Here is a 25,223-nt window from a genome sequence, read left to right on the forward strand (position 1 = left end):
GGCTCAGCCTTCCAGCAAGCCGTCGCGCGTGGCCTCGGTGGCGGAACGCAGTCCGGCAATCGTTGGACCGGCCGCGAGGATTCCGCGGCTCGACGTCGCCAGGACCGCCGGGTATGCCGCGCCGAAAGTGGCACGCAGGTCCGCCGGCGTGGCTCCTTGCGCGCCCAGGCCGGGCGCCAGGATGGGCCCGTGAACGGCGTCAAGGTCCAGCCCCAGTTCCACGAGCGCCCCGCCGATCGTGGCACCCACCACGAGCCCGACCGAGCCCAGGCCCGCAGACCCCATGCCCCCCGAACCCAAAGTGCCGGAATAGCGGCGGTTTTCCGCGGCCGCAGCTTCGGCGATCCGCCGAGCCACCGATTCCGAACCGCCAACATGCTGCACGGACTTGCCCTCGGGGTTGGACGTCAGGGCGAGCACGAAAACACCGCGGCCGGACTCGGCTGCCAGGTCGAGCGCCGGGCGCAGCGACTCGAAGCCGAGGTACGGGCTCAGCGTGACCGAGTCTGCTGCCAAGGCGGAGCCATCCCGTAGCCAGGCGTCGGCATAGGCCGCCATCGTGGAGCCGATGTCTCCGCGTTTGGCGTCGGCGATGCTCAAAACTCCGGCATCGGATGCGGCCGCAAGGGTCCGCTCCAAGACCGCCATGCCTGCTGAGCCGTGACGCTCATAGAGGGCCACCTGCGGCTTTACCGCGGCAGCGAGCGTCGCCACAGCCTCCAGGACGGTGAGCGAAAAGCGTTCCAGGCCGGCGACGTCGTCGTTCAATCCCCAGTCCGCCAAGAGCCCCGGGTGCGGGTCAATGCCGACGCACAAGGGCCCGCGGGCGGCCATCGCGGCGGCCAGCCGGGAACCGAAAGGCTGTCGTCCCTGCTGCCCAAGGGGACGTTGCCCGGCTGCGGCAGACTCAGGCATTGACGGCCTCGGCTGCCGCGGCCTTGGAAGCTGACAGCGCCGCGGCGTGCTCCTGCAGGCTCGTCACTGACCATTCGTAGGTTCGCAGTGCCTCGATGGCCTGCACGGCGGCGTTGAACTCCGCAACTGTAGTGATGCAGGGGATGCCGATGGACGTTGCGGCTGCACGGAGTTCGTAGCCGTCGCTGCGGGCTTCGCCGCCGGAGGGCGTGTTGAAGACCATGTCGATCTCACCGGCGATGATGAGGTCTGCGATGGTTCCTTCGCCTTCGGCGCTGCTGCCTTCCGCGACCTTGCGGACCGGGGTGGCCTGGATGCCGTTGCGGCGCAGGACATCCGCGGTGCCGCCCGTGGAGACAATCTCGAAACCGAGATCGGACAGGCGCTTGACGCCCATGATCACCGAGCGCTTGTCACGGTTGGCGACAGAAACGAAGATCTTGCCTTCGGTGGGCAGCGCGTTGTTGGCCGCGGCCTGGCTCTTGGCAAAAGCGGTGTCGAAGTGCTTGTCGATGCCCATGACCTCACCGGTGGAGCGCATTTCCGGGCCGAGCAGCGAGTCCACAACCTTGCCTTCCGGGGTCCGGAAGCGGCTGAACGGCAGCACGGCTTCCTTCACCGCGACAGGCGCGTCGAGCGGCAGGGTCGAACCGTCGCCCGTCTCCGGCAGCATCTTGTAGGCGCTGCGCAGCTGGTTGATGGTGACGCCGGTACCGATCAGGGCCGCGGCCTTGGCCATTTGCACGCCCGTTGCCTTGGAGACGAACGGAACGGTGCGGGAAGCACGCGGGTTGGCCTCGAGCACGTAGAGCACGTCGGAAGCCAGCGCGAACTGGATGTTGATGAGGCCGCGGACGCCGACGCCTTCAGCGATGGCCCGGGTGGCCGTGCGGACGCGTTCGATCACGTTGCTGCCGAGGGTGATCGGCGGCAGGACGCATGCGGAGTCACCGGAGTGGATGCCGGCTTCCTCGATGTGCTCCATGATGCCGCCGAGGTACATGTCCGTGCCGTCGAAGAGCGCGTCCACGTCGATTTCGACGGCGTCCTCGAGGAAGCGGTCGATCAGCACCGGGTGGTCCGGGGTGATTTCCGTGGCGTTCGCTATGTAGCGCGAGAGGTTGGCTTCGTCGTAGACGATTTCCATGCCGCGGCCGCCCAGCACGTACGACGGACGGACGAGGACCGGGTAGCCGATTTCGTCGGCGATCTTCTTGGCGTCCTCGAAGGACACGGCAGTGCCGTTCTTCGGGGCGATCAGCCCGGCCTTGTCAAGCACGCGGGAGAACATGCCGCGGTGTTCGGCAAGGTCGATCGCTTCCGGGGAGGTACCCAGGATCGGTACACCGGCATCGGCCAGCTGCTGTGCGAGCTTGAGCGGGGTCTGGCCGCCGAGCTGCACGAACACGCCCATGACGCCGCCCGTGCGCTCCTCTGCCGCGATGACTTCGAGGACGTCCTCCAGTGTCAACGGTTCGAAGTAGAGGCGCGTGGAGACGTCGTAGTCCGTGGAGACGGTTTCCGGGTTGCAGTTGACCATGACGGTCTCGTAGCCGGCCTTGCGCAACGCCATGGAGGCGTGGACGCACGAGTAGTCGAACTCGATCCCCTGGCCGATGCGATTGGGGCCCGAACCCAGGATGATGACGGACGGCTTGGAGTGCAGGCCGACCTCGTCCTCTTCGTCATATGACGAGTAGTGGTACGGGGTGTACGCGGCGAATTCGGCGGCACAGGTGTCCACCGTCTTGTAGACCGGACGGATGCCCAGGGCCTGGCGGACGCCGCGGACAACAGCCTCCGGGTTGTGGGTCAAGGCGCCGATCTGCTCATCCGAGAAGCCGTGGCGCTTGGCGTTGCGGAGCATGTCCTCCGTCAGGGCGCCGGCCTTGCGGATCTCGTGGGAAGTCTCGTTGAGCAGCTGCAGCTGGTCCAGGAACCACGGATCGATCTTGGTGGCGGCGTAGAGATCCTCAACCGAAGCACCGCCGAGCAAGGCGCGCTGGACCTGGTGGAGGCGGTCCGTCGTCGGGCGCTTGGACTTCTCGATCAGTTCCGGAACTTCCCATTCGGGCACGTGGCTGAAGTCCAGCTGCGAACCCTTCTGTTCCAGGGAGCGAAGGGCCTTCTGCAAGGCCTCAGTGAAGTTGCGACCCATGGCCATGGCTTCGCCGACGGACTTCATGGTGGTGGTCAGCGTGTTGTCCGCGGCCGGGAACTTCTCAAACGCGAAGCGGGGAACCTTGACGACGACGTAGTCGAGCGTCGGCTCGAACGAAGCCGGCGTCTTCTGCGTAATGTCGTTGGGGATCTCGTCCAGGGTGTAGCCCAGGGAAAGCTTGGTGGCGATCTTGGCGATCGCGAAGCCGGTGGCCTTGGACGCCAGTGCCGAGGAACGTGAAACACGCGGGTTCATTTCGATGACGACGACGCGTCCCGTGTCCGGTTCGATGGCGAACTGGATGTTGCAGCCACCGGTGTCGACACCGACTTCGCGGATGACGGCGATGGAGATATCGCGCAACCGCTGGTATTCGCGGTCAGTCAGGGTCAGGGCCGGGGCAACGGTGATGGAATCGCCCGTGTGGACGCCTACCGGATCGAAGTTCTCGATGGAACAGACAACAACGACGTTGTCGTTCTTGTCGCGCATCATCTCCAGCTCGTACTCCTTCCAGCCGAGGATGCTTTCTTCCAGCAGGACCTCGGAGGTGGGGCTGTACTGCAGGCCCTGGCCCACGATGCGGCGCAGGTCGTCCTCGTTGTACGCCAGGCCCGAGCCCAGGCCGCCCATGGTGAAGGACGGACGGACAACCATCGGGTAGCCGAGGTCTTCCGCTGCGGTCAGCGCTTCATCCATGGTGTGGATGATGTGGCTGCGGGCCGACTCGGCACCGCAGCGTTCCACGACGCCCTTGAACTTTTCGCGGTCCTCGCCGAGTTCGATCGCGGCAATGTTGGCACCGATGAGTTCGACGTTGTACTTCTCGAGCACGCCGTTCTTGTCCAGGGCGATAGCCGTGTTGAGGGCCGTCTGTCCTCCCAGGGTGGGCAGGACGGCGTCCGGGCGCTCCTTGGCGATGATCTTTTCGACTACCTCGGGAGTGATGGGCTCGACGTAGGTGGCGTCGGCGAACTCGGGGTCGGTCATGATCGTGGCCGGGTTGGAGTTCACGAGGATGACGCGCAGGCCCTCCTCTTTGAGCACCCGCAGGGCCTGGGTTCCGGAGTAGTCGAATTCGGCTGCCTGGCCGATGACGATCGGGCCGGAACCGATAACGAGGACGCTCTTGAGATCTGTACGCTTTGGCATTACTTGGTGTCCTCGTTCTTCGCGGAGTTCGATGTCTGAGTGTCGGCGGCCTGTGCGGCGTCCTGGCCGTTCTTCGTGCTCTCCATCAGGTCGATGAAGCGGTCGAAGAGGTAGGCGGCGTCGTGCGGTCCGGCCGCGGCTTCGGGGTGGTACTGGACCGAGAAGGCCGGGATGTCGAGGCAGGCGAGTCCTTCGACGACGTCGTCGTTGAGGCTCACGTGGCTGACCTCCACGCGGCCAAAGCGCTCTTCGGGAGCCATGGTGGCGCCGTCCATGGGAGCGTCGACGGCGAAGCCGTGGTTCTGCGAGGTGATCTCGACTTTGCCCGTGCGGCGGTCCATCACGGGCTGGTTGATCCCGCGGTGGCCGTACTTGAGCTTGTAGGTACCGAAGCCGAGGGCCCGGCCCAGGATCTGGTTGCCGAAGCAGATTCCGAAGTACGGCATCTTCTCGTCGAGCACGGAGCGGAGCAGCTTCACCTGCGTGTCTGCGGTGGCGGGGTCGCCTGGGCCGTTGGACATGAAGAAGCCATCCGGGTTGACTGCCTTGACGTCTTCCAACGTTGCGGTGGCAGGCAGGACGTGGACGCGTACGCCGCGTTCGGCGAAGCGGACCGGGGTCATGGCCTTGATGCCAAGGTCTATCGCGGCGATGCTGAATTTCGGCTCGCCCTCCCAGCCGTGGTCCGCGGGTTCGACGACGTATGCCTCGTCGATGCTAACTTCTTCGGCCAAGCGGGCACCTTCCATGGGAGCGCTGGCCAGGACGGTGTCAAGGAGCTCCTTGTCGGTGGCCTTGGCTGCCTCGCCGGAGAAGATTCCTGCGCGCATGGTCTTGTGTTCGCGCAGGTGCCGGGTGATGGCGCGGGTGTCGACGGCCTGGATGCCGACGATGCCCTGTTCAACGAGCTCGGAGTCCAGAGATCGCTCCGAGCGCCAGTTCGAGGGGCGGCGCGCGGCGTCGCGGACCACGTAGCCGGCCACCCAGATGCGGCGGGACTCGGCGTCTTCCTTGTTCACACCGGTGTTCCCGATGTGCGGAGCCGTCTGGACCACCAGCTGGCGGGCGTAGGAGGGGTCCGTGATGGTTTCCTGGTAGCCGGTCATGCCGGTGGCGAAGACCGCCTCGCCCAGGGCCACGCCTGTGGCGCCGTAGCTGCGGCCGCGAAACGTGCGGCCGTCTTCCAGGACCAGCACTGCCGCGGAGGACTCTGCTGGGTTGATATTGCCTGTCACTGTGCCTGCTACTGCATTGCTATCCGTCACTTTGTTACTTTCCACTATCGGCATCTGCCTGGGGGGCTGCAGAGATCAATTCTTGAAGTGCTTCGAGGAGCGGTTGCTTGTCGGCGGCGTGCCTGGTCCTGAATCCGGTATCGAGCTCGTGTTCTCCGAGCATCCAGCTCAAGACCACGAGTCCATCCTTCTCTACGAACTTGCCTGCCATGCCGTTGGCGCTGCCGTAATCTGTCACGGCTTCCGCCGGAACGAACAATGGCGCAGTCCCCTTCCGGTCGAAGAGGACGCCTTCCGGATGGATGCTCATTTCCGCGTTCCCGCGGAAGCCAAGCCCGTGGACGGCGACCCGGTCAAGCCAGTCTCCCGCCGTCGTCGTGGCCACGTACTGGCCTTCAGCCACGATGCCCGCAGGGCTGAGCCTTTCAGGCACTTCGGGAAGCGGTCCGAGGCCTGCCTGGCGCTTGAGCCTGCCGCGCCAACCTATCGCGATGAGTCCGGCCGCAACCGCGGCAAGGACCAGAACGAGGAGCAGGGAAGCAAGTTTGTCCATCAGTTGCTGCCAGCGCCGGCAGGATCGACTGTGTAGCGGTACGGCGTGTTGAGCTTGCCGTCCAGTACGGTCGGGTGGCCCTTGAAGAAGGTGGCGACGACTGCGCCCGGCAGCTCTTTGCCCGCAAAGGGTGAGTTCCGGCCCATGGTCGCCATCTTATGCGGATCCACCGTCCACCGGGCAGCCGGGTCCACGAGGATCACGTTGGCAGGCTCCCCGGCGTCGAGCGGACGTCCCTGATCGGCCACGCGGCCAATGGCCGCGGGCACCGTGGACGTGACGCGGGCGAAGTCGGCCCACGTCATGAGCCCGGTTTCGATCATGGTTTCCTGGACCACCGACAAGGCAGTCTCCAGCCCCGTCATGCCCATGGCCGCCTGGGCCCACTCGCACTCTTTGTGCTCGCTCGGATGCGGGGCGTGATCCGTGCCGACGACGTCGATGGTGCCGTCTGCGAGCCCGGCACGGAGCGCCTGGACATCGGCGTCTGTACGCAGGGGCGGGTTGACTTTGTAGACGGGGTCGTAGCTGCGGACCAGTTCGTCGGTGAGCAACAAATGGTGGGGTGTGACCTCGGCGGTGACGTTGATCCCCCGTTCCTTGGCCCAGCGGACGATCTCCACCGATCCCGCGGTGGATACGTGGCAGACGTGGAGGCGGGAGCCGACGTGCTGGGCCAGGAGGACGTCCCTGGCGATGATGCTCTCCTCGGCGACCGCGGGCCACCCGGCCAGGCCGAGAACCGCGGAAACCGCGCCCTCGTTCATCTGGGCCCCCGCGGTGAGGCGCGGTTCCTGCGCGTGCTGGGCAACGACGCCGTCGAACGCCTTGACGTACTCAAGGGCGCGGCGCATCAGCACGGGATCGTGGACGCAGATGCCGTCGTCGGAGAAGACCCGGACCTGGGCGCGGGAGTCTGCCATGGCGCCGAGTTCGGCGAGCTGCTCGCCGGCGAGTCCAACGGTGACGGCACCCACCGGACGCACATCCACCCAACCGGAGGCGCGGCCCAGGCTGTGGACCTGCTCGACGACGCCGGCGGTGTCCGCCACCGGGTTGCTGTTGGCCATGGCATGGACCGCGGTGTAGCCGCCAAGGGCTGCGGCGCGGGTACCCGTTTCCACGGTTTCCGCGTCTTCGCGGCCAGGTTCGCGCAAGTGGGTGTGGATGTCGACCATGCCGGGAAGTGCCACGAGGCCAGCGGCCTCGATCACGGTGGCACCTTTGGCGGAAAGGCCGGCGCCCCGCTCAGCGATGACCCCGCCGCGGATCAGCAGGTCCTCGGCGTCGCCGCCAAGGATGGCCGCGCCGCGGATCAAGTAGACACCGCTTGCTGTGCCTGTTGCGGTCTCGGTCATCAGTTGCTCTCCTTATCGGAACGGGCGGTGCCCGGCATGGGGGCCGCTTCTCGGGAATCCCCCGAGAGCAGCAAGTACAGGGCAGCCATCCGGACCGACACGCCGTTCCGGACCTGGGCCAGGACGGTGGAGCGTGGTGAATCGGCGGCGGCGGAGGAAATTTCCAGCCCCCGGTTCATGGGTCCGGGGTGCATGATGATGGTGTCCTTGAGCCCGAGTTCGTCGAGGGCGCGGAGGCGGGCATCGTCGAATCCCCAGCGTCGTGAATACTCGCGGGTGGAGGGGAAGAAGGAAGCGTTCATGCGCTCACCTTGGACCCGGAGCATCATCATGGCGTCCACCCCGGCCTCGAGGGTCTCGTCGAGGTTGTAGCTGACCTTGCAAGGCCACTGTTCGACGCCGATCGGCAGCAAAGTGGGCGGGGCCACGAGCGTTACTTCCGCGCCAAGGGTGCGCAGGAGCCACACGTTGGAGCGGGCGACGCGGGAGTGCAGGACGTCGCCGGCGATGGCGACGCGCATGCCCGTGAGGTCGGCGCCCGTCGACGCCGAGCCGTGCAATTTGGACCAGTGTCGGCGCATCGTGAACGCGTCCAGGAGGGCCTGTGTGGGGTGTTCATGGGTGCCGTCCCCGGCGTTGATGACGGCAGCGTCGATCCAGTCGGTGGCAGCCAGGCGGTGCGGCGCGCCGGAAGCCCAGTGGCGGATGACTACCGCATCGGCCCCCATGGCTGCGAGGGTCTGCGCGGTGTCCTTGAGGGACTCGCCTTTCGACACCGATGAACCCTTGGCGGCGAAGTTGATCACGTCGGCGGAGAGCCGCTTTGCCGCTGCTTCGAAGGAAATGCGCGTGCGGGTGGAGTCCTCGAAGAAGAGGTTGACCACGGTGCGGCCGCGCAGGGCGGGCAGCTTCTTGACCTCCCGGTCCCCTACCGCCGCCATCTCTTCGGCGGTGTCCAGGATCCGGATGGCGTTCGCGGCACTCAGGTTCTCCGTGGAGAGCAGGTGTTTCATGCGCCGGCCTCGATAACTACTTCATTGATCGGCTGACCGTCCACTGAATCGAATTCCTCAAGGTGGACCCGGACTTTTTCCGAGGAAGACGTCGGCAGGTTCTTGCCGACGTGGTCCGCGCGGATCGGCAGTTCGCGGTGCCCGCGGTCCACGAGGACGGCCAGGCGGACGATGCGTGGCCTGCCGAGGTCGATGATCGCGTCGAGGGCTGCCCGGATGGTGCGGCCCGAGTACAGGACGTCATCGATAAGGACAACAACCTTGTTGTCGATTCCTGACAACGGCAGCCTGGTGGGGTAAGGAGGCCTGGCGGGCTGGTGGGAAAGATCGTCACGGAACATGGTGACGTCCAGCTGACCGACAATTGCGGAGGCGTTGACGGACGGATCCGCGGCGGCGATTTTGTCCGCCAGCCGCACGGCCAGCGGATAACCGCGGCGTGGGATGCCCAAAAGAACCAGATCCTGGGAACCCTTATTGGCTTCAAGGATCTCGTGGGCGATACGAGTGAGCGCACGGTCGATGTCCGCGTGGTTGAGGACAACCCGGGACGGCACCGGCGCAGTGACTTCAGTCATCGCTCGTCTCCCCTTTCCCCGCCTCACGGGACGGAATTAAAAAAGGAATATTTGCTCTTCAAAATTACCACAGGGGCGGCGCCCACCCGTCTCTCGCGCGGGCCGGTCCGTGCGTTTTAGCTCACAGTCACGCGGGCGACGTTCGGCTTGAGGTCAGCCCAACTGACTGGCAGCAGATGTCGTTATGAAGGCTCATAACGACCTTAAGTGCCAGTCAGTTGGGCTGATCCTTCCAACGCCGCCTAAGCGAGCAAGGAAGGCTTCAACGTCTGCAAGCGGCCGAGGAGGCCGTTGATGAACGCAGGAGATTCGTCGGTGGACATGACTTTGGCCAGTGCCACCGCTTCGCTGACTGCCACGCCGTCCGGGACGTCGTCGTTGTAGAGCAGTTCCCAGGCGCCGATCCGCAGGATGATGCGGTCGACCGCCGGCATCCGCTCCAAGGTCCAGCCCTGGGCATAAGTCTGCAGGAACTCGTCGATGGTGGGCTGCATGGCAACCACGCCCTCCACGATGTCCATCGTGTACGGGTTGACCACGAGGTCGGTCATTTCCCGGCGGGCCTTCAAGACCTCGAAAGCGGAGGCGGAACGCTGCTCCGCCTCGAACAGTACCTCGAGGGCCCTGTTACGGGCCTTACCACGGGCGCTCACTAGTCGTTGACCCGGCCCAGGTAGCTGCCGTCGCGAGTGTCTACCTTGACCTTGGTGTTGTTCTCAACGAACAGGGGCACCTGGATCTCGTAGCCGGTCTCAAGAGTAGCTGGCTTTGTTCCAGCCGAGGAGCGGTCGCCCTGCAGGCCCGGCTCGGTGTAGGTGATTTCAAGGACAACGCTCGGGGGCAGTTCGATGTAGAGCGGAGTGCCCTCGTGGATGGCAATGTTGACCATCTGGTTTTCCAGCATGAAGTTGGTGGCGTCGCCTACCGTGGCACCGGAAACCGTGATCTGGTCGAAGTCCTGGGTGTCCATGAAGACGAAGTCCGCGCCGTCCTGGTACAGGTACTGGTAATCGCGGCGGTCAACCGTGGCAGTTTCGATCTTGAGGCCGGCGTTGAAGGTCTTGTCGACCACCTTGCCCGACATGACGTTGCGCATCTTCGTGCGCACGAACGCGCCGCCCTTGCCCGGCTTGACGTGCTGGAACTCAATGATGTTCCAGAGCTGGCCCTCGAGCTTCAGCACGGTTCCGTTCTTGATGTCATTTGTGGTTGCCACTAGTATCCTCTGGTTTCTCTCACTGGTTCTAGCTACGCCTTCTGGCTCCAGCCGACTATGCCAAGCAGGCATGCCTTGACGGCAGCCAGCGCGTATTTATCAAAAATCCAAAGTCCATTCTACCGGCAAAATGCGGCGCGCCTGCCCGCGCCCCCTTTTCAGGAGGCGGGCTTGTCTGGAGGCGTTTCAGGAGGCGGGCTTGTCAGGAGGCGAACTCGAGGACGTTCCGGGCGCGTTGCAGGGCCACAGCAGAGGAGTAGATCAGGGAAGCATCAGCTGCCAAGGCGACGCGCAGGTCCAAGGCCTTGGTGAACGACTCTGCCGCGGCGACGTGATTGCCGGCCACAAAATGGGCCCGCCCCAAATACTGGTGGACCACCGGTTCCTTGGCGGTTCCGTGGACTTCGCCCAGTAGCTGGCGGAAGAGCTCCACCGCGCGGTCAAAGCGGTTCGTGGCACGGTGCAGCTCGGCTTCGAAGATCCGCAATTTGAACGACTCGGGATCGTTGTAGCGCGCCTCGGCCAACAACTCGGCGGCTTCCCCCGGATGCCCTTCGAGCATGAGCGCCATGATGCGGTCGGCGGGATCGCTGGACTCAGCCAGTGCGGACTGCATGGCTTCTTCGTTGACGATGGCCGGCAGGAGCGTGTCCGGGTTCGTACGCACCCCGGGGAATCCACCCGTGGGCCAATCGCTGATGCTGTTGAAGGTCTCGGTGGTCATGATGCGATCTCCTGGTAGGCAGCGAAGAGCAACGAGGTGTCCGGCACGTCGAGGATTCCGGGCTTTGCCACGCCGTCGAGTACCACGAAACGCAAGAGGTCTCCCCGGGACTTCTTGTCACGGCGCATGCCGTCGAGCAGGCCCTGCCAGCGGTCCCGGCGGTAGGTGACCGGCAACCCGAGTCCCTCAAGGATGGTGCGGTGCCTGTCGGCGTCGACGTCGGAAAGCCGGCCGACGCTGCGGGCGAGTTCGGCGGCAAACATCATGCCGACAGAAACCGCTGCGCCATGCCGCCACGAGTAGCGTTCCACGAGTTCGATCGCGTGGCCGAGCGTGTGCCCGTAGTTGAGGATTTCACGAAGACCGGATTCCTTGAGGTCTTCGGAGACCACCTTCGCTTTGACGGCAATGGCACGTTCGATGAGCTCGCGGAGCACCGCCGAACCCGGATCAATGACTTCCTCCGGCTTGTTTTCGACGAGTTCCAGGATGGCGGGATCGGCAATGAAGCCGCACTTGATGACCTCTGCCATTCCCGAGATCAGCTCGTTCCTGGGCAGCGTCTGCAGCGTGTCCAGGTCCGCGAGGACAGCCGCAGGCGGGTGGAAGGAACCCACCAGGTTTTTGCCTTCCGCCGTGTTGATGCCGGTCTTGCCGCCTACCGAAGCGTCCACCATGCCGAGGAGGCTCGTAGGCATGTGGATGACCTTGACGCCGCGCAGCCACGTGGCGGCGACGAATCCGGCGAGGTCGGTGACCGCGCCGCCGCCGACCGCCACGATGGCGTCGGAGCGGGTGAAGTCGTTCTGGCCAAGCACTTGCCAGCAGAAAGCGGCAACCTGGATGTGCTTGCCTTCTTCGGCGTCGGGAATCTCGGCGGTGAGGGCGGTGAATCCGGCAGCCTCGAGTTCGGTCCGGACCGTGTCGCCCGTGAGTCGCAGGGCACGCGGGTGGACCACGAGGACCCGCCTGACGCGCTCCCCCAGCTTCGCGGGAAGGGTCTCCAAGAGGCCGCGCCCGACGACGACGTCGTAGTTCTCGTTGGCGGACTGGCCGCTGACCTTGATGACAGTTGATTCGTTGCTCACTTTTGCACTTCCTCTTTCAAGGCCGCGTATTCACGCAGTCTTTCCTCCACGTGGAGGGCGATTTCCGCCACGGTCCCGGACCGGACGTCGACGGTGATGTCTGCAAGGCGTTCATAGACAGGACGCCGGGCGGCAAAAAGGGTCTCCCAGCGGGCCATGGCGTCACCGGCCAGCAGTGGCCGGCCCGTGTTGCGGGCGATGCGCTCAGCGACTGTCTCAGCATCGCACTCGAGGTAGATCACGGTGCAGTCGACCAGCAGCTGCTGCGTGCCGGAATCGAGCACTGCGCCACCACCCAACGAGACCACCGCGCCGTTGATGTCCGCAGCTTCAACGGAGCGTGCCACCGTCCTGGCCTCGATCTCCCGGAAAGCATGTTCTCCACGACCGGCGAAAATATCCGCAATAGTGCCGTGGTGCTCAACGATGACTGCGTCCGTGTCCACGAACGGCACGCCCAATTGCTGGGCGAGCTGCTGGCCGATGACCGATTTTCCAACCGCCATCGGCCCCACCAAAACGATCGCGCGCCGTTGACCGGCGCCCGATGTACCGCGGACCACTAGTGGCCGACCGAGTCCAGGGTTGCCGGGATGCTGTCCAGGTAACCCCGAAGGTTCCGTGCGGTCTCGGCGACCGAATCACCGCCGAACTTCTCAGCAACGGCCTCGGCCAACACCAGGGCGACCATGGCCTCGGCCACGACACCCGCCGCCGGAACGGCACAGACGTCGGAGCGCTGGTGGTGCGCCTTGGCGGCTTCACCGGTGCTGACGTCGATGGTCTTCAATGCACGCGGGACGGTGGCAATGGGCTTCATGGCGGCGCGGACCCGCAGGACCTCGCCGATGCTCATGCCACCTTCGATGCCACCGGCACGGTTGGTCTTGCGGACGATCCGGCCGGTCTCGTCCTTGACGATCTCATCGTGCGCGGCGGAGCCGCGGCGTGCCGCGGTCAAGAAGCCGTCGCCGACTTCGACGCCCTTGATCGCCTGGATCCCCATCAGGGCAGCAGCCAGGCGGGAGTCAAGGCGACGGTCCCAGTGCACGTAGCTACCGAGTCCAGGGGGAAGACCGTAGGCCAGAACTTCGACAACACCGCCGAGGGTCTCGCCTTCCTTGTGTGCCGCGTCGACCTCGGCCACCATGGCATCCGAGGTCTCTCGATCGAAGCAACGCAAAGGATCGGCATCGAGGGCCAGGACGTCGGACGGCAGAGGCAGTGGACGGCCCTCGGGCACGGTCACGCTTGCGATGGATACGGTGTGGCTCACGAGCTCGATGCCAAGCTGCTTCAGGAATTGCGAAGCAACCGTGCCCAAGGCGACACGCGTGGCCGTCTCCCGGGCGCTGGCGCGTTCCAGGACAGGGCGGGCCTCGGGGAATCCATACTTCTGCATTCCCGTGAAGTCTGCATGGCCGGGCCGCGGACGGGTCAAGGGCGCGTTGCGGGCTTGGTCTGCGAGAAGAGCCGGGTCAACCGGGTCGGCAGACATGATCTGCTCCCACTTGGGCCATTCGGTGTTGCCGATCTGGATCGCGACGGGGCCACCCTGCGTCACACCGTGCCTGACACCGCCAAGGATGCTCACTTCGTCCTGCTCGAACTTCATCCGGGCGCCGCGGCCGTAGCCGAGACGGCGACGCGCCAAGGCGTCGCGTATTTCCCCGCTGGTGAGTTCCACACCGGCGGGGACGCCTTCAACAATTCCGAGCAGTGCCGGGCCATGGGATTCACCGGCAGTCAACCAACGCAACATATATCCAATCCTGCCATGTAAGACCCTTACTAGACCCGCCGGGGAAGCCCGACTGAGTCACACATCACATCTATGACATCGCCGGTGACGTCGGCTCCGGAAAACAAACGGATTTGCTCGACGGCTTGATAGAGCAACATCTCCAGCCCTGGAACCACTACTCCGCCCCGCGAATGCCATGCTTCGGCAATGCGGCTGGGCCAAGGATCGTAGGCGACATCGAGGAGGACGCCCCAGACACCGTCGGGAAGCTTGCCACCGTCGGGAAGCTGTTCAAGCTGCGCCGCGATGCTGTCCGCTGCCCTCGGCGGCAGCGTGGAGATCACCAGATCGGCTCCCGCCATGCCTTCAGCGGCCTCGGCCAGCGGCCGGAGGTGAATGGAAAGCCCGACGGCGGCTGCCGCTGCTTTCGCCTCGGCGGCGCGTCCGGCGTCGCGCACGAAGACATCAACGTGTTCCGAACCGAGCTCCCGGAGCGCTGCAATAGCCGCTGCGGATGTCCCGCCGCCACCAAGGATCGCGGAGTTCGGCCGCTCCGTGACTCCTGCGTTCCGGACCGCTTCCACGATGCCGGCCACATCCGTGTTGTGGCCGACCCGCCGCACGCCGTGCCCGGTGTCTTCAAAGGCAACCGTGTTGATGACACCCAAGGACGCGCCGGCCCCGCGGACCTCGTCGACTTCGTCCACCATGGCGGTCTTGAGCGGCATGGTGACGGACAAGCCACACCAGTCGTCGCCGGCTTCAAGGCCGGCCATGAAGGCCGGGAGCCGCTCAACCGTTACGTCGATCGCCGAGTATTCGATGTCGAGCCCGAGCTTCGCGTAGGCCGCACGGTGGAGTGCTGGTGACTTCGAGTGGCTGATGGGGTGCCCCAGGACGGCAGCACGTCTACTCACACGCACCGTCCCGCGTTGGCCGCACACCACGCGTTGTACTGGTCAACGTACTTGAGGTGCTCCGCCAGCGTGCTGGAGAACTTGGTTTCCTTGGTGTCGAGGTTGATGGTTACCCAGTAGAGGTAGTTGTTGGCTGTCGGCTTCGCGGCAGCATCGATCGCCGTCTTGCCGGGTGAACCAATGGGGCCGACCGGAAGCCCTACGTTCGCGTAGGTGTTATAGGGGTTGCTCTTGTCCGCCTTTTGGGCATCGGTCAGGTGGAAGGTCTTGGTACCCAGCCCGTAGGTAACCGTGGCATCCGACTGGATGAGCCCGTTCGTCTCGGTGTTGCCCGGCTTGAGCCTGTTGTAGATGGCGCCGGCCACGTTGCCGTAGTCGGCCTGGCCGCCTTCAGCCTGCACGATGCTGGCCACCGTGATGGTCTGGTATTGCTTGGCGGGATCCGTGACGCCCTGGGCCTTGAGCTCGTCGGTGGTGGCCGTGACGAGCTTCTGGAGGATGTCCTTCGCAGGCGTTCCAAGGGGGAAACGGTACTCCCCTGGTGCGAGGAAGCCTTCCAGGTTCTTTGCCGGGGCAGGGACGCCAAACTGGGCCGGTGAGTCGCTCAGCGCCTTCAATTCGGACAAAGGTATGCCCGAACCCTTGGAGATCGCATCAAGGGATTCACCGATACGCAATCCTGCACTCAGCGCGAAATACATGACCTTGGAAGAATCCTTGCCGAGGAGCACATTCACCGCATCGGAGTTCTTCATTTCCGTTTTGAAGGTGAAATCGCCGGGTGAGAGTTCACCCCCGGCAGCAGTGAAGGCCGCCACGAAAGAATCCGCGTCGGCAATGACGTGCTGGCTCTGAAGGTTGGTCGCGACCAGTTTGGGGCCGGAGCCCGGGGCCACAGTGATGGTGACCGAGCCCGTACCCGGGCCAGGGTAGTCGCTGACCTTGTCCATCCCGAGCAACGGCTTCAGGAACTGCGCCCCAACGGCTACCGCTGCGACGAACACCGTGAGGGTGAGCAGCAGCGCTAGAAGACGACGGCGCCTGCGGACCTTCTTCGAGGGGACCTTGGGCGCAGGAGCCGCAGCTGCCATGAGGTCATGGGCGCCGTGCTCATGATGGACTTCGTAGTCGAACTGTGGATCGTGGTGCTCATAACCTTCGTCATGGGCCTGCAGTTCGTGGAACTCGTCACCGTGGGCGACGTCGTAGCTGTGAACAGAGTCATCGTGAAGAGCATCGTGCTCGACGGCGTCAGGGTGCGCCACGTCGTAGTGCACGACGTCTGGCTGCACTGTGTCGAAGGGCTGCACCGTGTCAAGGTGCTGCACGGTGTCAAGGTGCTGCTCGGTGTCGAAGGGCTGCACTGTGTCATCGTGCTTCAGGAGGTCGTCATGCGAAGCATCGTGCTGCGGTACGTCCTCGTTGGGCTGAACTGTTTCGCCGTGCGAAGGCGCGGCTTGCGAAGGAGCGGTTTCGTTGAGAACGCCGTCGTCGTGGAAGTCAGCAGCGTGGGTGCTCGTGTCCGGGGCGGCCGATGCGTAGTCCGGGACATATGCAAGCTGTGGCTTCGGGACTGCGACAGGTTCAAAGTGGACAGGCACAGGTGGTGGCAGTACCTCCTGGTTCTGCGTCTCCAGGAAGCGTTCCCTGGCACGGATTTCACGACGAGTCAGGGGCCGGGTACGGCCTTCTGCTGCGTCGTTGGAGGGGTCGTTGTTGACCGGACTCACAATTGTCTTCCCCTCGTTGGAGAGTGTGGATCAATGCCGGAGGCAGGTAGCGGCGCACTTGCACCGTCAATGTGTTGGGGTGGCATTGGCGCCTGCACGCGCCTGCCCACATCTGCACCTCTGGCTTTTTGCATGTCGATCGCGTGCTGCAGAATTCCGGCAGCGGCAACCTGATCCACCACTTTACGATGATCCTTGCTGCTCATGCCAGCTTCATGGAGATTGCGGTGGGCCGTCACGGTGCTGAGCCGCTCGTCCACCATGTTGACTGGAACGTCGAGTCCACGGCGCTGCAAGTGGGCTGCCAGCAACTCCGCGTAGTCGGTGGCCATGACCGCAGAAGAGTGTTCTTCACCCTTCATCGTGCGCGGCAGGCCGACGAAGATCTGGACCACGCCGAGCTCCGCGACCTGCCGGACAATGACCCCGATGTCGGAATTCTTCTTGGCGTCCCGGCTCACCGTCTTGAACGGCGTTGCCAGGATCCCGTCCGGATCACAGACGGCAACTCCCACACGGACGGTGCCGACGTCTACCCCCAGTTTGATGCCCCGGGGGTAGTCGTCGTTGCGCGCAATGGCCTCCAAGATCAGCGCTTGGCGATCGCGTCCACAACGGCCGCAAGGGCCGGTGCGATCTTCGCGGCGTCGGTTCCGCCGCCTTGGGCGACGTCGTCCTTGCCACCGCCGCCGCCGCCGAGGATTCCTGCAGCCACCCGAACGAGGGCGCCTGCCTTGACGCCCGCTTCACGCGCGGCCTCGTTTGTGGCCACGATGATGACGGGACGGTCGTTGCTGACACCGGCCACGGCAACCGTGGAAGCGTCGGAGCCGAGCCGGTTGCGCAGGTCCATGGCGAGACTGCGGAGGTCGTCCGCTCCCCCGACCTGGCCGGCGTCGTGCGCCACTACCCGGACACCTGCGGCATCCTGGGCCGTTGCGACGAGGTTCGCAGCGGCCGCGGTGAGCTGCTCCTTGCGGAGGCGGTCGAGTTCCTTTTCCGTCGCCTTGAGCTTGGCCAAGGTGCTGGAGATCCGGTCGGCCAACTGGCCCGAAGGGACCTTGAGCATCTCCGTGAGCTCGGTGACAAGGGCGCGCTCGGCTGCGAGGTGCCGGAAGGCGTCAAGGCCGACGAAGGCTTCCACACGGCGGTTTCCCGAACCGACGGACTGTTCGCCGAGCAGCGACAGGCTCCCGATGAGAGAGGTGTTCGCCACATGGGTGCCACCGCAGAGTTCGCGGGACCACGCGCCGTCGATCTCCACAACGCGGACTTCGCTGCCGTAATTCTCGCCGAAGAGGGCCATGGCGCCGAGGGCCTTCGCTTCAGCAAGGCCCATCACCTTGGTGTCGACCCGGAAGTTGTTGCGGATGGCGATGTTCGAGACCTCTTCGATCTCGGACTTCGTGGCTGCACTCAATCCCTCGCCCCAGGCGAAGTCGAAGCGCAGGTAGCCGGCCTTGTTGAAAGAGCCACGCTGGGTGGCTTCCGGGCCGAGGATCTGGTGCAGGGCCGCGTGAACGATGTGCGTGCCCGTGTGGGCCTGCTCTGCGGCGTGTCGGCGTTCGCGGTCGACGGCGGCGCGCACCAAAGCGTCCGAGGCGATCTCGCCTTCGCGGACGATTGCCTTGTGGACGCTCAGGCCCTTCACGGGGCGCTGGACGTCTAGGACCTCGACGACGAAGCCGTCACCGGTGATGAGGCCCTTGTCTGCGGACTGGCCGCCGGCTTCGGCGTAGAACGGCGTCTCGTTGAGCACGAGCTCGATTTCATCGCCCGTGGACGCGTGGGCAACACGCCGGCCGGAGCTGACGATGCCGCGGACACGGGCCTCGCCTTCCAGCTCGGTGTAGCCGGTGAAGATGGTTTCGCCTTCAGCCAGGAGCTCCTGGAAGGCTGAGACATCGGCGTGTCCACCCTTCTTGGACTTGGCATCCGCCTGGGCACGCTGACGCTGTTCGAGCATGAGGCTGCGGAATTCAGCTTCGTCAACCTTCAAACCGGCTTCCTCTGCCATTTCGAGGGTGAGATCGATGGGGAACCCGTAAGTGTCGTGCAGGGCGAAGGCATCTTCGCCTGACAGCGGCTTGCCGGCCGCCTTGGAGAGCACCACGGCTTCTTCGAGGCGGGCGGTGCCGGAGGCGATGGTACGCAGGAAGGCTCGTTCTTCGGCATAGGCGATGCGGCTGATGCGGTCGAAGTCGGTTTCCACCACGGGGTAGACGCCCTTCATGGCGTCGCGGGAAGCCGGAAGCAACTGCGGCAGGCAAGCTTCTTCGACCCCGAGGAGGCGCATGGCGCGGACGGCACGGCGGATAAGCCGACGCAGGACGTATCCGCGGCCTTCGTTGGACGGGGACACGCCATCGGAAATCAGCATGAGGGCCGAACGGATGTGGTCGGCAACGACGCGCATCCGGACATCATCCGTGTGGTGCGGGTCGTCAGCTGACTCGGCGGAGGTGTACTCCTTGCCGGACAGGGCTGCGGCCTTGTCGATGACGGGACGGACCTGGTCCGTTTCGTACATGTTTTCGACGCCCTGCAGGATCATCGCGAGGCGCTCCATGCCAAGGCCGGTGTCTATGTTCTTCTTGGGCAGCTCGCCGGCAATGTCGAAGTCCACCTTGGAGCGGACGTTTTCGATCTGGTACTGCATGAACACGAGGTTCCAGATTTCGACATAGCGGTTTTCGTCCGCGATGGGACCGCCTTCGGCGCCATAGGCCGGGCCGCGGTCGTAGTAGATTTCCGAGCATGGGCCGGCGGGACCAGGCTGCCCGGTGGACCAGTAGTTGTCCGCCTTCCCCATCCTTTGGATGCGCGATGCGGGGATGCCGGTGTTCTTAAGCCACAGATCCTGGGCTTCGTCGTCTTCCTCGTAGACGGTCACCCAGAGGCGCTCAACGTCCAGTCCATAGCCGCCGTCGTCGACGCTCTTGGTGAGCAGTTCGAACGCGAATTTGATGGCGTCTTCCTTGAAGTAGTCCCCGAAGGAGAAGTTTCCACACATCTGGAAGAACGTCCCGTGGCGGGCGGTCTTGCCTACTTCCTCGATGTCACCGGTGCGGATGCACTTCTGGACGCTCGTGGCGCGGTCGAAGGGCGGCTCCTCGCGGGCGGTCAGGTAAGGAATGAAGGGAACCATGCCGGCCACAGTGAACAGCAGGGAAGGGTCGCTGGATACGAGCGACGCTGAGGGGACGGCGGTATGGCCCTTGCTGACAAAAAAGTCCACCCAGCGTTTGGTGATCTCCTGCGACTTCATTAGCTGATTACTTACCCTTCTCAATTCACTGCACATGAGTTTGTGCGCGGTTTTGGCATGTGCCATTGCCGCAGCTTCTAATTCTGCCCTGTTGACGGCCGCTTGGGCGAACCGCGGCAAGTTGTACCGCGGCTGCTAGCGGGTGCCGGCGTCGGACTCTGCGATGCCGAGCGCGGACCTGAGATCGACTTCGCGTTCATTCATTCCGGCGCGCACGGCGTCGGCGAAGTCGTACACGCCGTCGGCCAGTCGCGCTACGGCGCGGTTCAGGCCTTCGGGACCAATAGCGGCCTGTGCTTGGGTGATCTTGCGGAAGGCGATGACTCCGATTGCCACGCCGATCCCCATCCAGACGATTCTTTTCACAGTTTTCCTGACATACGACGATCGTGACTTAGGAACGGATTCAGCGGCTGCGGCGGCCACTGCCCGGTTTGCGGCGGGCGGCAAAAGCCGAGCGCACTCCATAGCTGAACGCTGCCACCTTGATGAGCGGCGAACCGACTGTTGCGGCCACCAGTGAGGACAAAGCAGAAATGTTGGCGGACGCGTCGGAAACGTTGGAGGTGATGCCATCCACCTTTTTCAGCTGCTGGTTTGTGGTGGAAACCGTCGCAGTGACCTCGTCCATGAGGGGCGTCGCTCCGTCGCTCAAAGAGCGGATGGACGTGCGGACTTCATCGAAGACGCGCCCGAGTTTGAGGATCGGTACAGCCAACAGCACCACAAGGAGCGCGAAAACTCCGGCCGCGATCAGGCCTGCAATATCGCCACCAGTCATGGACTCTCATCTCCTAGCATTTGTTGCGTTGCCGCTGGTGCGCCATGTGGTTCTACACAGGCACCCCGGCGTGGCTTCCCCAAGTACCTTACATACAAAGAAGCCCGCGGCGCGTGCCACGGGCTTCTTTGTAGGTGCTTGCTGGAAATCAGCGAGCGTAGAATTCGACCACGAGCTGCTCTTCGCAGGTCACGGGGACCTCGGAGCGCTTCGGGCGACGAACCAGGCGTGCCTGCAGGGCGTCGATCTTGACGTCCAGGTAAGCCGGAACGACGTTCAGAACGTGTGCGCCGGCAGCTGCAACCTGGAACGGAGCCATGACTTCGCTACGGCTGTGAACGTGGATGAGCTGGCCTTCGGCAACGCGGAACGACGGGCGGTCCACGCGGATACCGTCAACGAGGATGTGGCGGTGCACAACCAGCTGGCGGGCCTGGGCGATCGTGCGGGCAAAGCCGGCACGCAGCACGAGGGCGTCGAGACGCATTTCGAGCAGTTCGATCAGGTTTTCACCGGTCAGGCCCTTGGTGCGCCGTGCTTCTTCGAAGGCACGGGTCATCTGGGCTTCGCGGATGCCGTACTGGGCGCGCAGACGCTGCTTTTCGCGCAGACGTACAGCGTAGTCAGAGTCCTGCTTCTTGCGGGCACGGCCATGCTCACCGGGGCCGTACGGACGGCGCTCCATGTACTTGGCGGCCTTGGGAGTCAGAGCGATGCCGAGTGCACGCGAAAGGCGTGCGGTACGGCGAGCACGAGTGTTGTTAGCCACTTGTGTCCTTCCAATATCTGCGGTGTGTCAGTGTTACTGGCCTCCATGAGGGAGAGCATCGGCCAACCGCTGCCTTTTGCTACGGGGCGCAGGGCACAGCATCAAAACCTGGATTTTGATGGATTGTGCGCCAGGCCTTGCCAGACAAGCATCTAGCCTACCATGACGCCTACTTGCCCCGGATGATCCTGCGCAGTCTCTCGAGTCTGGGAGCAATATCCCGCTCAGCACCGTTTGCCGTGGGCTCGTAATAGTCCCTGCCGACCAGATCATCCGGGGCGTACTGCTGGGTGGCCACCCCGTGCGGGGCATCGTGGGCGTACTTGTAGCCTTGGCCGTGGCCAAGGCCCTTCGCTCCTTGGTAGTGCGCGTCCCGCAAGTGCGCGGGAATCCCGACACCCATCCCCGCACGCACATCGGCGATGGCCTTGTTGATGCCCATGTAGGCGGCATTTGATTTGGGCGCCGTCGCCAGATGCACCACGGCTTCGGCGAGGATGATCCGGCCCTCGGGCATGCCGATCAACTGCACTGCCTGCGCCGCGGCGACGGCGGTCTGCAGCGCCGTCGGGTCTGCCATGCCGATGTCCTCGGCAGCCGAGATGACGATCCGGCGGGCCACGAAGCGCGGGTCTTCGCCGGCTTCGAGCATGCGGGCCAGGTAGTGGAGGGCCGCGTCGACGTCTGAGCCTCGGATCGATTTGATGAACGCACTGGCGACGTCGTAGTGCTGGTCGCCCGCGCGGTCGTATCGGACGGCGGCCGCGTCCAGGGCCCGCTCTGTATGCCGGAGTTCGACGACGACTGGAGCCTCGGGGGCGCCGTCACCGGCAAGCCCTTCCTCTTGAGAGGGGTCGCCGCCGTCGTTGTTTCGGTCTCCGTAGGCGACACCGGCAGCGGCCTCGAGCGCCGTGAGCGCGCGGCGGGCATCTCCCCCGGACAAGCGGACCAAATGCTCAAGGGCTTCCGGAGTAAGCTCCACTCCCCCTGCCAAACCGCGGGCATCGGCAACCGCCCGTTGGAGAAGCCCCTCGATGTCGCTGTCGGTAAGCGGTTTCAGGGTAAGCAGCAGTGATCGGGAAAGCAGCGGGGAGACCACCGAGAACGAAGGGTTTTCGGTAGTAGCTGCGACCAGGACCACCCAGCCCTTCTCGACCCCGGGAAGCAGGGCGTCCTGTTGGGCTTTATTGAAGCGGTGGATCTCATCCAGGAAAAGCACTGTTGTGGTCCGGTACAGATCCCTGGCAGTCAAGGCGTTTTCCATGACCAAACGGACATCCTTGACGCCCGCAGTAATGGCGGACAATTCAACGAACTTCCGGCCTGGTCCGCGGGCGATGACGTGCGCCAGCGTCGTCTTGCCCGTGCCCGGGGGTCCCCACAAGATGACCGAGCTCGGACCGGCAGGACCGGCGGCGTCGGCCCCTGCGGCAAGCTGCCGCAAAGGAGACCCTTGGCCCAGCAAATGCTGCTGGCCCACAACGTCATCCAGCGTCCGGGGCCTCATGCGGACAGCCAAAGGGCTCCGCGGCGACGCTGGACGTACTGTGCCCGCACGTCCATCAAAGGAACGGTCCGAATCCGCCGCCTGGCTGCCGGCGTCGTCGTCGTTGTCCGCGTCGGCACCAAAGAGATCTTCCACATGGATAGGCTACTCATGATTCGAGCTAAGGAGACATCGACGTGGAGACCCGACCGTCCGGCCCCAACGAAAAGCAGCCGCCTGGAGCGGGGCGCACCGCTTTCATCCCCGGTCCGCGGTTGACCGGCTGGGTGGACCGCTTCGCCGCGAGCCATGGCGCGGTTCAGGAAGAGCCCGACGGCGGCGGCACCCTCCTGCGGGCGGCGGACGGCACGCTTTTGCGGGCGGCGGACGGCGCGACGGCGCTACTGAGAGCCCCGTGGCCCGTCGACGGAAGGCCCGGAAAGGGCACCACCACGGTTGAGCGTTTAGCGTCGCTCGCTTCGCAGGAACGGCGGCTCGGCATCATCCTCGTGCGCCGGGGCGGTTACGCGGTGGGGGTCGTGAGCGGCGGCAAAGTGTCCGCGTCCAAATCGGGTTCCCGCTACGTGCAGTCACGCTCGGCGGCAGGTGGATCTTCGCAGCAGCGCTTTGCCCGGCGTCGCGAGAACCAGGCCAACGCGCTGACGGAAGCTGTAGCCGGTTATGCCGCCGGGGTGTTCGCCGGACACAGTGTTGAATATCTCGTCCTGGGCGGAGACGCCGCGCTGTCCGCAGCAGTCCTGGAAGAAAAGGCGTTGAAGGAGTACGCATCGCGCACAAGGCTCGCGTTCCTGGCAGTTGCCGACCCCAACGCAACCGTGCTTCGCAGGGCTGCGGCAGATGCCTGTGCCGTGCGGATCGAGGTCACGGATCCGTTGTAGTGGCGTGCAGGGCCAACTTTTGGCGGACCTCCGAGTAGTTTTCCCCAAATAGCCCCAGCGAAAGGCGCTTTCTGAGCGCCCTGTCACGTCCTAACACTGCGACAATCACCGCGATGCGGCCACGCATCCGGGAGCGGAACCAGCACCTGCATACGACGAACATGCTCGCATCGGGACTGCCCGGATTACTGCTTTTAGGTCCGGACCAGGAATGGTTGATTCCTTCGGCGCTCTATTTCGGATTGGTCTTGGCCGGCATCGCGGCCATGATCGTCGGCATCGTTTACAACAGCAAAAGGGTCAGTCCGCTTGTTCAGCCCCGGCGGATCGGGGTAACCATCGGCCTCACCGAGGCCGAAGCAAAAAGCGTCCAGAACCAGATCCTGGGCAAAGAAACCCCCGATATCCGCCATTGGCAGGTACTCAGGGGAGCGGCGATCCAATTACGCGAACGGATGGCCCGCCAACTGATCTTTACTGCGGGACTTGTGCTGGTCGCCGTCGGGCAAGCGGTGGGACTTAGTCGCATGGGTAGTTTTTCTCCCATCGGCCTAATCCTGCTGGTTCTAGCGGTGCCCGTTTTGATTTTGACTCTTGGCTGGATGGTGCGCCAGTTCCGTCAGACCAGCGCGTTCTTAGACAAAGCCTCCCGCGGATCGGCGGAATCGTCCGACTAGCCAAGGAGGCTAAATCCGAACCATCACCTTCTCGCGTGGCGGAGAAACTAAATTGTCGGTGCCTCCTGCGATGCTGTGGGTATGGATGGAAGGACAGCGTGGAGTGCGGAGAGCAGGGCGGCCGTGGCGGCCGTGGCGGCCGTTGCCGCGTCGGTTGCCGTCCTGAGCGCCGTCACGCGGGACGCTGATTCCTTCGAAAGCGCTGATCCGCGTCATGGCTCTGATCCGCTGCGGGGTCTGGCGGATGGTTGCCTGGACGGCCTCGCCGAAGTGGCCCGGCTGGAAGCCCGGACCGCCGCTTTGAAGGCGAGGCTGGCCGCGGACTACGTCCACACAGCCAGGGCCCTGGCGCCACCGGCGGCCTCACCGCAGGAACGCACCGCACACGAGCTGGCCCTGCTCGCGGAGGTGGCCTGCGTCCTGACCGTCAGCGAACGAACCGCCGGGGCCCTCCTCTCCGACGCCCAGGCCCTGACCATGGGCCTGCCCCTGACCCTGGCGGCCCTGCAGTCCGGAACGATCTCCTGGCAGCACGCCCGGATCATCATCGACGAAACCGGCGCCCTGGACCCCGCCGCCACAGCCGGCCTGGAAGCACACTTCCTGGACCCCGACGCACCCAACCCCGCCCGCGGCTGCCCCGCCGGGGACCTCGTCCCGTCCCGGTTCCGGACCAAAGCACGCACCTGGCGCGAACGCCACCACCCCGTCAGCATCGAAGAACGCCACACCAAAAGCGCCGGAGACCGTCGCCTCGAATACCACCCCGACCGCGACGGCATGGCGTGGCTCTCCGCCCACCTCCCCGCCGACACCGCCGCCGGGATCTGGGAACGGACCACCGCCGCCGCCCGCGCCCTCCAAGGCCCCGCCGAGACCCGGACCCTCGCCCAGCTCCGCGCCGACATCACCGCCACCTGGCTCCTCACCAACAACACCGGCGCAATGCCCGACGGCGG

The 25,223-nt window shown here is 64.7% G+C and carries 24 protein-coding genes; 3 read left to right on the forward strand and 21 right to left on the reverse strand.

The annotated features are described in order from the left end of the window. Positions 1-3 precede the first annotated feature (3 nt). The 21 genes from pyrF to AB4Z38_RS21865 form a co-directional block, all read right to left on the reverse strand. The gene (gene pyrF, locus AB4Z38_RS21765) at positions 4-915 is read right to left on the reverse strand and encodes an orotidine-5'-phosphate decarboxylase (protein WP_441431625.1); all 912 of its coding nucleotides are present in this window, start codon (positions 913-915) and stop codon (positions 4-6) included. Then, positions 908-4,228 carry a carbamoyl-phosphate synthase large subunit gene (carB, locus tag AB4Z38_RS21770; protein ID WP_441431626.1) on the reverse strand — a complete coding sequence of 1,107 codons (3,321 nt, stop codon included), beginning with the start codon at positions 4,226-4,228 and terminating at the stop codon, positions 908-910. The genes pyrF and carB overlap by 8 nt, the downstream gene beginning before the upstream one ends. Next, positions 4,228-5,517 carry a glutamine-hydrolyzing carbamoyl-phosphate synthase small subunit gene (gene carA, locus AB4Z38_RS21775; protein ID WP_441431627.1) on the reverse strand — a complete coding sequence of 430 codons (1,290 nt, stop codon included), beginning with the start codon at positions 5,515-5,517 and terminating at the stop codon, positions 4,228-4,230. The genes carB and carA overlap by 1 nt, the downstream gene beginning before the upstream one ends. After that, positions 5,498-6,016: a PH-like domain-containing protein gene (locus AB4Z38_RS21780; protein ID WP_441431628.1), complete on the reverse strand. Its 519-nt coding sequence runs from the start codon at positions 6,014-6,016 to the stop codon at positions 5,498-5,500. Before AB4Z38_RS21780 ends, carA begins: the two co-directional genes overlap by 20 nt. Beyond that, positions 6,016-7,374 (reverse strand): dihydroorotase, encoded by a 1,359-nt coding sequence (locus AB4Z38_RS21785; protein WP_441431629.1) that lies wholly within the window; start codon positions 7,372-7,374, stop codon positions 6,016-6,018. The genes AB4Z38_RS21780 and AB4Z38_RS21785 overlap by 1 nt, the downstream gene beginning before the upstream one ends. Continuing rightward, on the reverse strand, positions 7,374-8,387 hold the full coding sequence (locus AB4Z38_RS21790; protein WP_441414900.1) for an aspartate carbamoyltransferase catalytic subunit: 1,014 nt from the start codon (positions 8,385-8,387) through the stop codon (positions 7,374-7,376). Before AB4Z38_RS21790 ends, AB4Z38_RS21785 begins: the two co-directional genes overlap by 1 nt. Continuing rightward, complete coding sequence (gene pyrR, locus AB4Z38_RS21795) at positions 8,384-8,965, reverse strand: bifunctional pyr operon transcriptional regulator/uracil phosphoribosyltransferase PyrR (RefSeq protein ID WP_284982265.1); 582 nt, start codon at positions 8,963-8,965, stop codon at positions 8,384-8,386. The genes AB4Z38_RS21790 and pyrR overlap by 4 nt, the downstream gene beginning before the upstream one ends. Before the next feature lie 242 nt (positions 8,966-9,207). Then, a complete protein-coding gene (gene nusB / locus AB4Z38_RS21800; protein ID WP_078108995.1) occupies positions 9,208-9,618 on the reverse strand; it encodes a transcription antitermination factor NusB in 411 nt (136 codons plus the stop codon). Beyond that, the gene (gene efp / locus AB4Z38_RS21805; RefSeq protein ID WP_028267136.1) at positions 9,618-10,181 is read right to left on the reverse strand and encodes an elongation factor P; all 564 of its coding nucleotides are present in this window, start codon (positions 10,179-10,181) and stop codon (positions 9,618-9,620) included. Before efp ends, nusB begins: the two co-directional genes overlap by 1 nt. 202 nt (positions 10,182-10,383) lie before the next feature. Further along, positions 10,384-10,905 (reverse strand): tetratricopeptide repeat protein, encoded by a 522-nt coding sequence (locus tag AB4Z38_RS21810; RefSeq protein WP_441431630.1) that lies wholly within the window; start codon positions 10,903-10,905, stop codon positions 10,384-10,386. Then, positions 10,902-11,993: a 3-dehydroquinate synthase gene (aroB, locus tag AB4Z38_RS21815; RefSeq protein ID WP_441431631.1), complete on the reverse strand. Its 1,092-nt coding sequence runs from the start codon at positions 11,991-11,993 to the stop codon at positions 10,902-10,904. The genes AB4Z38_RS21810 and aroB overlap by 4 nt, the downstream gene beginning before the upstream one ends. Then, the gene (locus AB4Z38_RS21820) at positions 11,990-12,556 is read right to left on the reverse strand and encodes a shikimate kinase (protein WP_441431632.1); all 567 of its coding nucleotides are present in this window, start codon (positions 12,554-12,556) and stop codon (positions 11,990-11,992) included. Before AB4Z38_RS21820 ends, aroB begins: the two co-directional genes overlap by 4 nt. Further along, entirely contained in the window at positions 12,556-13,755 is a 1,200-nt protein-coding gene (gene aroC, locus AB4Z38_RS21825) for a chorismate synthase (protein WP_441414896.1), read from the reverse strand. The genes AB4Z38_RS21820 and aroC overlap by 1 nt, the downstream gene beginning before the upstream one ends. Before the next feature lie 29 nt (positions 13,756-13,784). Next, positions 13,785-14,654 carry a shikimate dehydrogenase gene (locus AB4Z38_RS21830; RefSeq protein ID WP_441431633.1) on the reverse strand — a complete coding sequence of 290 codons (870 nt, stop codon included), beginning with the start codon at positions 14,652-14,654 and terminating at the stop codon, positions 13,785-13,787. Next, positions 14,651-16,384, reverse strand: coding sequence for an endolytic transglycosylase MltG (gene mltG, locus AB4Z38_RS21835; protein ID WP_441431634.1), 1,734 nt, complete (start codon positions 16,382-16,384; stop codon positions 14,651-14,653). The genes AB4Z38_RS21830 and mltG overlap by 4 nt, the downstream gene beginning before the upstream one ends. After that, a complete protein-coding gene (gene ruvX, locus AB4Z38_RS21840; protein WP_441431635.1) occupies positions 16,381-16,971 on the reverse strand; it encodes a Holliday junction resolvase RuvX in 591 nt (196 codons plus the stop codon). The genes mltG and ruvX overlap by 4 nt, the downstream gene beginning before the upstream one ends. 2 nt (positions 16,972-16,973) lie before the next feature. Continuing rightward, the gene (gene alaS, locus AB4Z38_RS21845) at positions 16,974-19,652 is read right to left on the reverse strand and encodes an alanine--tRNA ligase (protein WP_441431636.1); all 2,679 of its coding nucleotides are present in this window, start codon (positions 19,650-19,652) and stop codon (positions 16,974-16,976) included. Between the two features lie 135 nt (positions 19,653-19,787). Further along, a complete protein-coding gene (locus tag AB4Z38_RS21850; protein WP_441431642.1) occupies positions 19,788-20,000 on the reverse strand; it encodes a hypothetical protein in 213 nt (70 codons plus the stop codon). A gap of 58 nt (positions 20,001-20,058) precedes the next feature. Then, positions 20,059-20,433, reverse strand: coding sequence for a DUF948 domain-containing protein (locus AB4Z38_RS21855; RefSeq protein ID WP_059389201.1), 375 nt, complete (start codon positions 20,431-20,433; stop codon positions 20,059-20,061). A gap of 148 nt (positions 20,434-20,581) precedes the next feature. After that, positions 20,582-21,202, reverse strand: a complete 621-nt coding sequence (gene rpsD / locus AB4Z38_RS21860; protein WP_028267147.1) for a 30S ribosomal protein S4 — start codon at positions 21,200-21,202, stop codon at positions 20,582-20,584. A gap of 169 nt (positions 21,203-21,371) precedes the next feature. Next, the gene (locus AB4Z38_RS21865) at positions 21,372-22,844 is read right to left on the reverse strand and encodes a replication-associated recombination protein A (RefSeq protein WP_441431637.1); all 1,473 of its coding nucleotides are present in this window, start codon (positions 22,842-22,844) and stop codon (positions 21,372-21,374) included. 41 nt (positions 22,845-22,885) lie between these two features. Here AB4Z38_RS21865 and AB4Z38_RS21870 point away from each other — a divergent pair, with 41 nt between their 5' ends. From AB4Z38_RS21870 to AB4Z38_RS21880, 3 genes are all read left to right on the forward strand, one after another. Continuing rightward, positions 22,886-23,587 carry an acVLRF1 family peptidyl-tRNA hydrolase gene (locus AB4Z38_RS21870; protein ID WP_441431638.1) on the forward strand — a complete coding sequence of 234 codons (702 nt, stop codon included), beginning with the start codon at positions 22,886-22,888 and terminating at the stop codon, positions 23,585-23,587. A 113-nt stretch (positions 23,588-23,700) separates the two neighbouring features. Continuing rightward, complete coding sequence (locus AB4Z38_RS21875; RefSeq protein WP_441431639.1) at positions 23,701-24,264, forward strand: hypothetical protein; 564 nt, start codon at positions 23,701-23,703, stop codon at positions 24,262-24,264. A gap of 81 nt (positions 24,265-24,345) precedes the next feature. Next, positions 24,346-25,223: DUF222 domain-containing protein (locus tag AB4Z38_RS21880; protein WP_441431640.1), on the forward strand; the 878-nt coding region annotated here is incomplete at its 3' end.

This window comes from Arthrobacter sp. 2RAF6, assembly GCF_052115205.1.
Classification (GTDB): Bacteria; Actinomycetota; Actinomycetes; order Actinomycetales; family Micrococcaceae; genus Arthrobacter.